Origin of the sequence: Pseudomonas sp. N-137 (genome assembly GCF_034555295.1) — a bacterium.
GTDB lineage: Bacteria > Pseudomonadota > Gammaproteobacteria > Pseudomonadales > Pseudomonadaceae > Aquipseudomonas > Aquipseudomonas rhizophila.
In genome coordinates this window covers 156956-169254 of record NZ_JAXUDQ010000007.1, presented here as the reverse complement: position 1 = coordinate 169254, position 12299 = coordinate 156956, and the positions used below count along the sequence as shown (strand labels likewise).

The 12299-nt window shown below is 62.5% G+C and carries 12 protein-coding genes; 2 read left to right on the top strand and 10 right to left on the bottom strand.

Annotated features, from left to right (window positions below; all coding sequences use genetic code 11):
- The first annotated feature begins 59 nt into the window (after window positions 1–59).
- Window positions 60–968 carry a 1-aminocyclopropane-1-carboxylate deaminase/D-cysteine desulfhydrase gene (locus T3A99_RS06850; protein ID WP_047228490.1) on the top strand — a complete coding sequence of 303 codons (909 nt, stop codon included), beginning with the start codon at window positions 60–62 and terminating at the stop codon, window positions 966–968.
- A 6-nt stretch (window positions 969–974) separates the two neighbouring features.
- Here T3A99_RS06850 and T3A99_RS06845 read toward each other — a convergent pair whose 3' ends face one another.
- Window positions 975–1523 carry a cytochrome b gene (locus T3A99_RS06845; RefSeq protein ID WP_107322278.1) on the bottom strand — a complete coding sequence of 183 codons (549 nt, stop codon included), beginning with the start codon at window positions 1521–1523 and terminating at the stop codon, window positions 975–977.
- A gap of 189 nt (window positions 1524–1712) precedes the next feature.
- The gene (locus T3A99_RS06840) at window positions 1713–3119 is read right to left on the bottom strand and encodes a type VI secretion system Vgr family protein (RefSeq protein ID WP_322834155.1); all 1407 of its coding nucleotides are present in this window, start codon (window positions 3117–3119) and stop codon (window positions 1713–1715) included.
- A gap of 220 nt (window positions 3120–3339) precedes the next feature.
- On the opposite strand from T3A99_RS06840, the gene T3A99_RS06835 reads away from it, so the two are divergent.
- On the top strand, window positions 3340–4044 hold the full coding sequence (locus T3A99_RS06835; RefSeq protein ID WP_047228487.1) for a YebC/PmpR family DNA-binding transcriptional regulator: 705 nt from the start codon (window positions 3340–3342) through the stop codon (window positions 4042–4044).
- On the opposite strand, the gene T3A99_RS06830 is transcribed toward T3A99_RS06835, so the two are convergent.
- From T3A99_RS06830 to T3A99_RS06795, 8 genes are all read right to left on the bottom strand, one after another.
- Complete coding sequence (locus T3A99_RS06830; RefSeq protein WP_047228564.1) at window positions 4041–5396, bottom strand: leucine-rich repeat-containing protein kinase family protein; 1356 nt, start codon at window positions 5394–5396, stop codon at window positions 4041–4043. The two genes, T3A99_RS06835 and T3A99_RS06830, sit on opposite strands and share 4 nt — an antisense overlap.
- Window positions 5397–5547: 151 nt before the next feature.
- Window positions 5548–6609, bottom strand: coding sequence for an ABC transporter substrate-binding protein (locus T3A99_RS06825; RefSeq protein ID WP_322834154.1), 1062 nt, complete (start codon window positions 6607–6609; stop codon window positions 5548–5550).
- Window positions 6610–6627: 18 nt separating this feature from the next.
- Window positions 6628–7743, bottom strand: a complete 1116-nt coding sequence (locus T3A99_RS06820) for an NAD(P)/FAD-dependent oxidoreductase (RefSeq protein WP_047228485.1) — start codon at window positions 7741–7743, stop codon at window positions 6628–6630.
- Window positions 7740–9095 (bottom strand): NAD(P)/FAD-dependent oxidoreductase, encoded by a 1356-nt coding sequence (locus T3A99_RS06815; protein ID WP_076383976.1) that lies wholly within the window; start codon window positions 9093–9095, stop codon window positions 7740–7742. The genes T3A99_RS06820 and T3A99_RS06815 overlap by 4 nt, the downstream gene beginning before the upstream one ends.
- A 154-nt stretch (window positions 9096–9249) precedes the next feature.
- Window positions 9250–9540, bottom strand: coding sequence for a (2Fe-2S)-binding protein (locus T3A99_RS06810; RefSeq protein ID WP_047228483.1), 291 nt, complete (start codon window positions 9538–9540; stop codon window positions 9250–9252).
- A gap of 7 nt (window positions 9541–9547) precedes the next feature.
- Window positions 9548–10342, bottom strand: a complete 795-nt coding sequence (locus T3A99_RS06805) for an ABC transporter permease (RefSeq protein WP_047228482.1) — start codon at window positions 10340–10342, stop codon at window positions 9548–9550.
- Between the two features lie 6 nt (window positions 10343–10348).
- Complete coding sequence (locus T3A99_RS06800) at window positions 10349–11218, bottom strand: ABC transporter permease (protein WP_139049602.1); 870 nt, start codon at window positions 11216–11218, stop codon at window positions 10349–10351.
- The gene (locus tag T3A99_RS06795) at window positions 11215–12240 is read right to left on the bottom strand and encodes an ABC transporter ATP-binding protein (protein WP_107322282.1); all 1026 of its coding nucleotides are present in this window, start codon (window positions 12238–12240) and stop codon (window positions 11215–11217) included. The genes T3A99_RS06800 and T3A99_RS06795 overlap by 4 nt, the downstream gene beginning before the upstream one ends.
- Window positions 12241–12299: the final 59 nt, after the last annotated feature.

The window sequence follows — 12299 nt, the reverse complement described above, 5'->3', positions numbered from 1 at the left end:
TGAGGTCATCCGCGACCTAGCTGTTAAACTTGCGGCTCGTCCCGATTCGGCCTGCTGCAATGTTGCTTTCCTGCCTCGACTGGCACCCCCAACCCCGCCTGGAACTCCTTCATCTGGACTGGCTCGCCCGTGCCGGAGTTGAAGTGGCGGTGCTGCGTCTGGACCAGATTGACCCCCTGATCAGCGGCAACAAGTGGTTCAAGCTGGTTCACCATGTGCGCGCTGCCCATGAGGCCGGTGCCAAGGGGATCATGAGCCTGGGCGGTGTCTATTCCAACCATCTGCATGCGCTGGCGACGGCTGGCAAGCGCTTCGGGTTCCCAACGGTCGGGCTGCTGCGCGGCAATCCCCAGGAAACGCCGACGGTCCTTGACCTCAAAGCGTTCGACATGGATCTGCACTGGCTGGGTTATGGCGGATACCGAGGGCGGCACGCCGCGGACTTCTGGCAACCCTGGCAGGCGCAATACCCGCAGCTGCATCCGGTGCCTGAGGGCGGTTCAGGGTTGTCCGGCGCGCAGGGTTGCATGGATTGGGTGGCCGGGGCGCGTGAACAATTGGCGGCGTTGGGCTGGGTGGATTATCACGGCTGGTGGCTGGCCTGCGGTACCGGGACCTCCCTGGCGGGGCTGGTGTTGGCTGAAGCGGGGGAGCACCCGGTCTACGGCGTGTTGGCTGTGCCTGCGGATCACGGCGTGGCGCAGCAGGTCGAAAGCATCGTGGGGCAAGCAGGTCTCTGCAACCCGCGTTATGAGTTGTTCGACGGCAGCCGTGGCGGCTTCGCCCGGGTCGACGCCGAACTCGTCGCCTTCATCCACGCCACTGGCGCCATCGAACTGGAGCCGCTGTATACCGGCAAGGCGTTGATGCTGCTCAAGGCGCGGGTCGAGGCCGGACAGTTTGCCCGTGGCACCCGCTTGATTTTCGTTCACACCGGCGGCTTGCAAGGCCGCCGAGGGTTTGAATAACCAGCGTCAGCCGCGTTTGGGCATCATCCGCAGCAGGGTGTTATCGCGCACGATGTAGTGGTGGTACAGCCCCGCCAGGGCATGCAGGCCAATCAGCCAGTAGCCGATGGTGCCTCCCAACTCATGCCAGCCCTCCAGTTGTTTGGCAAAGTCTTTGTCCTGATCGATCAGCAGTGGCAAATCGAAACCATAGAACATCACCTGATGCCCTTCGGCACTGGTGATCAGCCACCCCAGCAATGGCATGGCGATCATGAACAGGTACAACGCCCAGTGCATCAGGTGGGCAAGGAAGGTCTGCCAGGCAGGCGAGGCGGGAAAGATGGCTGGAGCCTTCCCCATGCTGCGGGCGAACAGGCGTAGCCAGACCAGCACAAACACGGTCAGGCCGAGCATGAAGTGAGCTTCTTTGATCAGGGTCCGGCCGTCACTGCCTTTGGGGAATATCCCTCGCAGTTCGATGCAGGCATAAACCACGGCCAGTAGAATCAGCATCAGCCAATGCAGGGAGACCGTGACGGTACTGTAGCGGTTTTCCGAGCTTTTCCAGGGCATGCAGGTATCTCCAGTCATCAGGTAGAGCACCGTCTTATGCGGCGTAGTGCTCCTACTGTAAGCCCGTTTTTTCGGGTTCGCTTGAGCCAGATCAGTTTCGCCAGTATGGACAACCCCGATCAATGCATTCACAGGATGGCGGCTGTTGCGCCGCTGCGCGGGAGTAAGCGCCCTGGTCACGCAAGGAGGTCAGGGTGTCAGGTCTGGCGGATTCAGGAGCCAGTCCAATAGCAGCCTTGTGTCATTTTGACCCTGCACCGGTTTCGTTTGTATGGCGGGCTGCCCACCGCCGACATCGCCTACCCCCAGGCATAGCACCGGTCGGTCGGGGTCACCATCGAGAAAGCTCACCAGCACTACGCTGCCGGTCCTCAGGGCGGGCCGCTCATTCAGCGTCAGGCGTGACACCGGCAGGGTGATGCCTTCGTTATCCGGGGTCCACAGGCTGACAGTGACACGGCCGCGGTGATCGGGGCGTGTCGGCTGATGGTCAGGGTCGAGTACGTACGCGAGGTGATAGCCGGGGATGCAGGGTCTTGGATGCTTGAGGGCAGGCCTGAATACGGTGGACCATGGGATGGCCGAAAACCGGTTACGGTAATCGCGGGTCGCCGGTGTGGGCCACAGATTGGTTTCAAGGATGGAAAATTGCCGTCCGCGATGCTGGATATCGGTGATCAGCCACTGGTCGTTGAAAGTGGACTCCGGATGTTCACTGATCTGCACGATATGACCGCTGCGCAGGAAGGGCTGGTGGCTCTGGCCCTGGATTTCCCGCTGTCGACAGCGCAGCCGCTCAAGTCTGCGGCGGCCGGCCTGGTAGCGATGAGCCAACGTCGGACTGCTGCGTATCGTCTCGTGATTTTCACCTTCGAAGGCGTGATTGGCCGCGCTGTCCCCGGCTTGGCTTGTGTCGCGATCACTGAAGCCGGCCGGCAGGCCATGGGTCATTGCGCAGTGTCGCTGGTACACCTGCCTGATGGCTGGTTGCTGGCCGGGATCAGGGCGCAGGTTCAGTTCGATCGGACGGGCGGGAAAACTTTTCGGGTCTTCGGCGAATACCAGGACATGGCCATGAACGGTGTGTTCGAAGTGGTAATGAATGCCTTCTTCTTCACACAACCGGTGCAGCAACTCCAGATCGCTCTCCTCGTACTGGATACAGAACGGGCGGCACGGGTACTGCCCATGGGGCAGTTCAAAGCGGTAGCTGTGGGCCGGCAGCGCATTGTCTTCCAGCAGTCGATGCAGGATCTGCACAGCGCTAAGCCGGTAGAAAACCCGTCGCCGTGGGCCCTGTTCCAGGCGCTGGAGGTACGGCACCAGCGTCAAGCGATAGCCGATGCGCTGTGGGGCATGGCTCGTCACGCCGACGCTGTGCACAACGCCATGCACACCGCATTCGCCATCGAGGCGCAGGAAGGCAGGCTGGTCCAGCAACGTGTCGGGATTGATCGGCGGCGACAGCCCGATCAATTCAAGGTCGAAACGGTATGGCTGATTAAGCGCTTCGCGACCGTTAAACCTCAGGACTTGCAGGCGCAAATCGCTTTGCGTGAGGGTCAGGCTGAAAGGACTTTCCGATTCGTTGCGCATCGCGGTTCTTACTGGCTGGGAAGATAAGTTCACGAGAGTACGAAACCGCAGGAGGAAAGGGGGCCCCAAATCGCCATTTCAGAAACTCCCTACAGCACGTCGGGGAAATGTTGATTCATCGGCGGTGATTTTTTGGTCGATCAGCCGGTTTAGGCCGTATAAACTTGCGCCACAGCGCCGGCCAGCAGATGTCTCGGCGCGACAGACAAGAGAGTGAGTAATGGGCGCACAGTGGAAGGTTAAACACAAAGAAGCGGCTGCCAACGCCAAGGGCAAGATCTTCGGCAAGCTGGTGAAGGAAATCACCATTGCCGCGCGCAACGGCGCTGACACTGCCACCAATGCGCATCTGCGACTGGTGGTCGAGCAGGCGAAAAAGGCCTCGATGCCCCGCGAGACCCTGGAGCGCGCGATCAAGAAAGGCTCCGGCCAGCTCGGCGAAACCGTGCAGTACCATCGTGTGACCTACGAAGGCTTCGCACCGCATCAGGTGCCGCTGATCGTCGAATGCGTGACCGATAACATCAACCGTACCGTCGCCGAGATTCGCGTTGCGTTTCGCAAGGGCCAACTGGGCGCCTCGGGTTCGGTCGCGTGGGACTTCAACCATGTCGGCATGATCGAAGCCGCCCCGGACAGCCCCGACGCTGATCCGGAAATGGCCGCCATCGAGGCCGGCGCCCAGGATTTCGAACCGGGCGAAGACGGCGCGACGCTGTTCCTCACTGATCCTTCCGACCTGGATGCGGTGCAGAAGGCGCTGCCGGAGCAAGGTTTCACTGTGCTGTCCGCCAAGCTCGGCTACCAGCCGAAAAACCCGGTCAGTGGCTTGACGGACGAGCAGATGGCCGAAGTCGAGGCGTTCCTTGAGGGCCTGGACAATCACGACGACGTGCAGGACATGTTTGTCGGGTTGGCCGGTTAAGCACCACAACCCCCTGTGGCGAGGGAGCAAGCTCCTTCGCCACAGTCGCGCAGTAAGCCTTCAATCTCCTCAAACCCCGGCCGCCCCAACACCTGCGGCTGACAGCAGCGCGCCTGCAGATCCTGCAACGTTGCCAGTTCCTCAGCACTGAGCCCCGGTTCGATCCGCGCCAGCAGTTCCCCCAGCAAAATCCCGAACGCCCGCACTTCGATGCGTTGTAACGCACGGGTTTGCACCGTGTCGGCAGTGGCATGGAACGACGCCGCGCCAAAGTCGCCCAACAGACAGTCGCCCTGGTCATTGCACAAAATATTGTGCCCGTACAAATCACCGTGGGTAATGCCCTGGCGGTGCAGGTGCGCCGCCACCGAGGCGATGCCCAGGGCGATGCGCAAGGCCACGGGAGCGCTTAAACGCAGTGCGTCGGCATACACGTCGCGGGTGCAGGACTCCAGGCTCGGCAGCCCCGCCAGGTTGCGGTAGCTGGGCGCGATCAGGTCCATCACCAGTCCGGCCTGTTGCTCGGGGTGCCCGTTGATCTGGCCCAGCACGTCGATAAGGTTCGGATGACGACCTGCGGTGATGCAGGCGTGCATTTCATGCAATGGCGAGCCGTCGCTGGTCATCTGGCCTTTGTACAGTTTGAGCGCGACGTGTCGCGCGACCTGACCCGGTGGTTGCCATAGCGCCTGATGAATCACCCCCGAAGCGCCTTCGCCTAATTGTTGATGCACGTTCAGTTGCGACCAGTCGATGGGCGTCGTCCTCGCCAGGAGGTCGGCGTTGGCCTGGGTTTCCAGCGGGTTGCCGGCATAGGCCAGCCAACTCAGGCTTGGCAACTCGAGCAACCATTGCGGCAGCTCGGTCAATTGGTTGGCGGCGATGCGCAGCAGTTCAAGACGATGGCACTGCCCCAGGCTCGTGGGCAACTGCCGCAATCGGTTGCCGGCCAGCATGAGCTTTTGCAAGTGCGGGCGTTGGCCGAGCTCTTGCGGCAACTGACTGATGCGGTTGTCCGTCAGGATCAGCCAACGCAATAGTGGCGGCAGGGCAGTGCCGGGCACGCGTTCGATGCGGTTAGCCTTGAAACCGACCATGGTCAATGCCGCGCAGCGGCCCAGGCATTCGGGCAATTCAATGAAGTGGTTGTCCGAGCAGAACAACACCCGCAGGTGGGGCAACCGATGCAGATCATCGGGCAGCGCAGTCAATTGGTTGCCGCTGAGATTGAGGACTTCGAGCGAGTCGGCCAGGTCGAAAATTTCCCGGGGGAACTGTGTCAGGCCGCAGGACAGATCCAGCCGTTTGATGCCCGACAGCTGGCCGGCGCGCAGTTGAGCGAGGGTGTGCATGAGAGGTTCGCTGCTGATCAAGGGGCGGGCATCAAGCCCGAAGCCGCACAGTTAACCAATAATCAGTTCAACACAACACCCTGTGGCGAAGGTTTTATCTGTGGGAGCAAGACTTGCCCCCACAAAGTCCCCTCGCCAGCGTCGAAGGTGTCTAGCGCTCGACGCTGCGGTTCCATCGTGCGTTCCAGGCCGGGCGTTGCTCGTTGACCTGGTCCCAATCCACTGCAATCGCCGTTTCCAGGTACTGCTTCATTGCCTCTACCTGGCCGCGGGTTTTGTCAGTGGTCGGTGTGGTGGGGTTGGACGGGATCTGGTCGCCTTCTTCCAGGGCGATGGCCTGGGCTTCGGGTGTCAGCAGGAAGGCGGCGAGCTTTTGCGCCAATTCAGGCTGGGTGTTCTGGGCAATGGCGCACTCAGCGACATTGAGCACCACCGCGCCTTCTTTGGGTTGCGCGTACTCGACCGGCATGCCCTTGAGTTTGAGCGCGGTCACTTGGGTCGGCGTCAACGGGAACAGCGCGGCTTCGTCGGTTTGCAGCATTTCGGAGATCTTCGCTGAGCTGGGGATGTATTCCAGCACGTTGGGTCCGACGGTGTTTGGCCGGGCCTTGAAGCCCGGTTCGACGTCAGTTTCGCTGCCGCCCTGGATCCGGTTGAACATCAGAAAACCGTGCAGGCCGAAGGTCGAGGAAGCCAGGGACTGGAACACCAGTTTGTCCTTGAAGCGTGGATCGGCCATGTCCATCCAGGAGTTGGGCGCACTCCAGCCATTTTCCTTGAACAACCGTGTGTTGTAGGCAAGTCCCGTGACACCGAGGCTGACGGCCACGGCTTGATCCTTGATGCGGCCCTTGGCCGGAATCTGGGCCAGGGGCGGGCTGTCTTCGAGCTTGTCGCACAGCCCCATGGCGATGGCGCGGTACATGATGCCGTCGTCGAGGAACATCACGTGCATTTGCGGGTTGCCTTTACTGGCCTGGACTTTCGCCAGGATGTCGGCGGAGGTGCCGGGCACGATCACCACTTTGACGTTGTTGGCTTTTTCGAAGGCCGGCAAGACCTTGTCGGCGTAAAGCCGCTCCATGGTCCCACCGTTCATGCCCAGATAAAGCGTCGGCTCGGCCATCGCCTGGCTGACGGGGAGCAGGGCGCCCAGGCAGGAGAAACCCAGCGAGCAGAAACCGAACAGTGCACTGCGTTTGACGTTATTCATTGGCGCGACCTTCCTCTATCAAGCAACGGAGATGGAGTGAAACCGGGTGATTGAAAACGCATCCAGCGACGTTTTTGACGCGCCGCAGCAGATGATCTCGGTGAGCGCCTGGCCCACCGCGGGACCGATCTGAAAACCTGCGCCGGCAAAGCCGAACGCATGCAACAGGCCGGGTTGGGTGCTGCTGTGGCCGATCACCGGTTGGCGATCGGGCAGGTAACCTTCGGTGCCGCTCCAGGTGCGAATCGCCTGGGCACCTTCCAAAAAAGGGTAGAGCTCGACGGCTTGGCGCAGGATGTCGACCACTGCGTTCTGGCCGGGGCGGGCGCGGGCATTGTCCAGGGCGAAACCTTGGCCGCCCCCCAGCACGCAATTGCCACGGGCGACCTGGCGGGCATAGATACCGCCGCCCTCCACGCCGGTGCTGGCATCCATCACCAAGGGTAATGGCTCAGTGACCAGCATCGCTGGATGCCCGGCGTGCATCGGCACCGCTTCGCCAAATTGCGCGGCAAAATGGCTCGCCCAGGCGCCCGCGCAGTTCAGCAGCCAGGGGGCCTGAAGCACCAGGCCCGTTTCGGTACGCACACTAAAGTGCTGACCGTCATGCTCCACATGGCTGACTGCGCATTGTTCAAAGACCTGTGCGCCATGCCTGCGGGCCGCCTGGGCAAATGCCGGGGACACCAGTCGCGGATTGGCGTGGCCGTCGTCCGGGCAGAGGGATGCTCCGACTGCAACTGCGCCGACCCATGGGAAGCGGGCGCGCAACTGGTCACGATCCAGCAGTTGCAGATCAAGGCCGAAGCCCTGGCTGTTGGCGGCATAGTCGTGCAGGGCTCGCAAGTCGTCGGGGCTGCGGGCCAATTTCAGGTGACCGCTGCGCTGGTACTCCCCGTCGATGCCGATCAACTGCGGCAACTGGCTCCAGATTTCATGGGCCCGTTGCGACAACGGCAGTTGTGACAACGGTCGACCCTGGCGCCGCACGCCGCCGTAGTTGACGCCGCTGGAGTGCGAGCCGCAGAAGTCTCGCTCCAGCAATGCCACCCGGCGTCCGGCCTTGCTCAGGAACAGCGCGGCCGAGGCCCCGACGATACCGCCGCCAATGATCACGACATCCACTTCGATCATGGCTCGACCTCCAGGCCAAACGGTACGGGTTTGACCGGTGCCTGTGCCCGCATCCGGCCGATTTCGCCGACCGGACGCCCGCTCTCGCTGGCAATGATTTCCGCCGCTGCCGCACCGCACATTCTCCCTTGGCAACGCCCCATGCCGACCCGGCAATGGGCCTTGACCCGGTTGATTTCCCAATGGCCTTCACCCACTACCTGGCGGATCTCGCCTGCGCTGACTTCTTCGCAGCGGCAGATCATCAGGTCGTCAGCGGCGTGGGCGGCCCAATCCGTGGGAAAGACAAAGGCGCGCTCCAGGCCCTGTCGGAAACGGCCGATGCGTTCCAGGGATTGTTCCAGTTGGGCGCAACGCTGCGGGTCGACCAGGTAGCCGAGGTCTTCGAGCAAGGCCAGGGCCGCACGTTCGCCGGCGATTTCCGCGGCGTCGGCACCCATGATTCCGGCCCCGTCGCCTGCCAAGTAGATCCCCGGCACGCTGCTGCGACCGGCAGGGTCACGCTGCGGCAGCCAGGCGCGGTTTAGGGGGCTCCAGGAAAATTCGCAGCCCAGCAGGTCAGCCAGTTGGGTTTCGCTGCGCAAGCCGTGGGCGAAGGCCACCGCGTCGCAGTCGAGCGATTGCAAGCCTTTTGTGTTGCGCCACTGCAATGACTGGACGCGTCGTTCTCCGTCGATACGCGACAGGCTCGCACCCTGATGCACAGCAATGCCGTGGCTGCTCAGCCAGGCGCGATAGTAGAGCCCCTTGGCCAGTGTGGCCGGTTGAGCCAGCAGGCCGGGCAGGGCGCGGGCCTGGGCGCTCAAGGGCGAGCTGTCGAGTACCGCGACCACCTTGGCGCCGGCCTTGGCGTATTGATAAGCCACCAGATAAAGCAAAGGGCCGCTGCCGGCGAACACCACCCGTTCGCCGATGGCGCAACCCTGGAACTTCAGGGCGATCTGCGCCGCGCCCAGGCTGTACACACCTGGCAGAGTCCATCCCGGAGCGGGAAGGATTCGGTCAGTGGCGCCCGTTGCGACGATCACGCTGGCGTACTCCAGGCGCGCGGCGCGGCCTTCATGCAAGGTATCCAGCAGGCCCGACTCGGCGTTCCACACCAGTGTGTCTGGCCGGTAATCGAGCTGTTCGCGCAACGCGTCGAAGGTTTGGTGCAGGGCGCTGGCTTTGTGCGCCTCAAAGCCATACAGCTTGGCCGGCGAGCGCTTGAAGTTGGCCGGTTGTTGCCGATAGATCTGTCCGCCACCGCGTGCGGCTTCGTCCAGCAGGACGGGGTATACGCCGTGGGCGACCAGGGTCTGGGCGGCGCGAATACCCGCCGGGCCGGCCCCGATGATGGCTACCGGTTTCATAGCCACCTCGCAGGCGATGCTGTGGGATTTATGCTGCTATCGCCGCCGCCATCGCGAGCAGGTTCGCTCCCACAGGGGGACGGTGGTGATGCTTGCTGCAAGTCCCCTGTGGCAGCGAGTCTGTTCGCGATGGGGCCATTCCAGACGGCATTGTTCATGGCTGGCGCCCCGGTTCGCGGGTGATCTGCTGGCCGGCTTCAAGTAGCGTCGAGCAGGCGCGCACGCGGCGGCCATCGCCCAGCCGGACCCAGCAATCCTGGCAGGCGCCCATCAGGCAAAAACCGGCCCGGGGCTCGGCGCTGAAGTCGCTGCCGCGCAAGTGTTCACTGCAGGTCAGCACAGCGGTAAGCAGGGTATCGCCCAGCAGACCGATGGCCGGTTTGCCGTCGAGGATAAAGTCCAATGCCGGGCGGTCGCCTTCGGCCAGTCGTTTCAACAGAGCCATGGCGCCCTCATTGTTTGCCCACCAGAACTCGATCCAGGCCATAGACCCGGTCGAGCAGAATCATGGTCAGCGCCGTGAGCGCGATGACCAGCGCCGACACCGCCGCCATCATCGGGTCGATGGATTCGGTGGCGTAGACATACATGCGCACCGGCAGGGTTTGCGTGGCCGGTGAAGTGACGAAGATCGACAAGGTGACCTCGTCGAAGCTGTTGATGAACGCCAGCAACCAGCCTCCGGCTACCCCGGGCAGGATCATCGGCAAGGTGATTTGCCGAAACAGCGTGAAGCGCCCGGCCCCTAGCGATTGCGCGGCCTGCTCGGCGCTGCGGTCCAGGCCGATGGCCGAGGCCAGCACCAGACGCAGTACATACGGTGTAATCACCAGCACATGGGCGAAGATCAGCCAGGTGAAGCTGCCGTTCACGCCCATCAGCGCAAACAGCCGCAGCAACGCCACACCCAGTACCAGGTGTGGAATGATGATCGGCGACAGGAACAGGCCATTGAAAAAATCCCGGCCAGGAAATTCGAGCCGTGTGATCGCCAGCGCCGCCGGCACTGCGATCAACGTCGCCAACGACGCCGCACTGAATGCCAGGATCAGGCTGTTGTAGAACGCATCGATAAAGTCGGCGCGTTCGAACACCGCACGGAACCAGCGCAGGGAAAACGCCGTGGTCGGCAGGCTCAGGGTATTTTCCGGGGTGAAGGCAACAAGACAGACCACCACCAGCGGCGCCATCATGAACACCACCACCAGGGCATGAAACAACAGGGCGAAAGGACCGTTCCTGGACATGACGAGTTACCCCAATGACTTCTTGTAGCGGCCTTCGATCATGCGGTTCCACGACAGCATGATCAGCAGGTTGAGCAGCAGCAGCGCGACGGCAATGGCCGCGCCCATCGGCCAGTTCAGCTCCGACAGGTACTGGTCGTAGATCAGCGTGGCGACCATTTTCAGGCGGCGCCCACCGAGCAGGCCGGGAATGGCGAAGGAACTGGCGGCGAGGCCGAACACGATGAGGGTGCCGGACAAGACGCCGGGCATGATCTGCGGCAGCACGACCTTGCGCATCACCGTCAACTGGCTCGCGCCCAAGGACAGCGCGGCCTGTTCGGCGGCCGGATCGAGCTTTTGCAGCGAGGTCCAGACCGGGATGATCATGAATGGCAGCATCACATGCACCAGGGCGATGACCACGGCAAACGGCGTATAGAGCAGCTTCATCGGTGAGCCGCCCAAAGCTTGCAGCGTCTGGTTGACCAGCCCGTCGGCACCCAGCAGCAGGCTCCAGCCGAAGGCCCGCACCACCACCGAAATCAGCAGCGGCGTGAGAATCAGAATGAGGAAGATCGAGCGCCACGGCGCGCCCATGCGGCTGAGGATATAAGCCTCGGGCACGCCGATCAGCACGCACAAAATAGTGGTGAGTGCGCTGATCCAGAATGTGCGCAAGAAAATCTCGTAATAGTACGGGTCGCTCAGCAGGCTGGCGTAGTGGTCGAGGGTGTAGGCGTCCCCGTCGATGCCCGTGCCGTAGTCGAAGACATTGAACGACAGCACCAACGTCAGCCCCAAGGGAATGACCAGCAGACCCAGGTACCAGGCCAGGGCGGGCGCGGACATCAGATAGCCTTGCCTTCCCCGGCGCATTGCATCGATCAGCTTCATGCCGGCACCTCGTCCACGCTCAGCACCCGCAGCAGCGCCGGATCCCAGTCAAGACCTACCGCCGTGCCTTCGGTCATCGGCGCGCAGCCGTCGTTGCGGCGCACCACGCTGAGCTCGCCCAGGTTGGTCGAGACGCCGTACAGCCATTGGCTGCCGAGAAAGAAGCGGCTGACGATGACGCCTTGCAACCGACCCGAGCCGGCTTGGCACAGATCGATTTTCTCTGGACGCAGGCTCAAGACCAGTGGGCCGTGGCCCTGGCTGCAAGCTTGAACATTGCCCTGGCCGTCGCGCTCGCCGGGCAGCAGGTTGGCTTTACCGACGAAGCCGGAAATGAATTCGGTGCGCGGGTGTTCGTAGAGGGTGTACGGCGCGTCGATCTGAGTGATTCGCCCGGCCTGCATCACCACGACTCGGTCACTGATGGACAGTGCTTCGGATTGGTCGTGGGTCACCATCAATGTGGTGATGCCGACTTCCCGCTGAATGCGGCGGATTTCGTACTGCATCTCCTCGCGCAGGTTGGCGTCGAGATTGGACAGCGGTTCGTCGAGCAGCAGCACTGGTGGTTCGATCACCAGCGCCCGGGCCAGTGCCACGCGCTGGCGCTGGCCGCCCGAGAGTTCCCGCGGGTAGCGCTCGGCGTGCTGGTCCAGACGCACCAGCTTCAGCACCCGATCCACCCGTTGTTGCAGCTCGGCGCCGGGCACTTTGCGCATGCGCAGGCCGAAAGCGACGTTGTCCTTGACGGTCATGTGGGGGAACAGCGCATAGCTTTGGAACACGACGCCCAGGCCCCGACTGGCGGGCTTGGCATGGGTGATATCGCGACCGTCCAGCAGGATGCGCCCACTGCTGACTTCGACGAAGCCGGCGATCATTTGCAAAGTGGTGGTTTTGCCGCAGCCGGAGGGGCCCAGCAGCGAGACGAATTCGCCTTTTTCCACCGAGAGATGGGTGTCCACCACGGCATCGATGGCGCCGTAACGTTTGCCAAGTCCTTCAAGTTGCACAAAAGCCATGATTGCGCTCCACCTGAGATTGTTATGCGTCGCCACAAGGCGCGCTTTTTTGTATGGGC